Origin of the sequence: Rhizobium ecuadorense, from assembly GCF_001187535.1 — a bacterium.
Classification (GTDB): Bacteria; Pseudomonadota; Alphaproteobacteria; order Rhizobiales; family Rhizobiaceae; genus Rhizobium; species Rhizobium ecuadorense.
In genome coordinates this window covers 1-210 of sequence record NZ_LFIO01001781.1, presented here as the reverse complement: position 1 = coordinate 210, position 210 = coordinate 1, and the positions used below count along the sequence as shown (strand labels likewise).

Annotated in this window: 1 protein-coding gene; it reads left to right on the top strand. The window is 60.0% G+C overall.

What is annotated here, in order from left to right:
- Positions 1–210: Orn/Lys/Arg decarboxylase N-terminal domain-containing protein (locus AF337_RS41430; RefSeq protein WP_152971343.1), on the top strand; the 210-nt coding region annotated here is incomplete at both ends.

The following is a 210-nucleotide window of genomic DNA, read 5'->3' as shown; positions in this document are numbered from 1 at the left end:
CCTTCGCTCCGTCCGGGACGTTGGATTTCGCACTCCCGTCTGGGCGATGGCCGATACCTTGACCATCGCGGACCTGGACGTTGTGGAAATGGCTGGCGAGGTGGACGGTTTCATCTATCTCGGGCAGCAGACACCGGCCTTCTACGCCAAGCAGATCATCTCCAGTCTGGTCAATTACGGCAAGTCGCTGCTGCCACCGTTCTTCGGAGG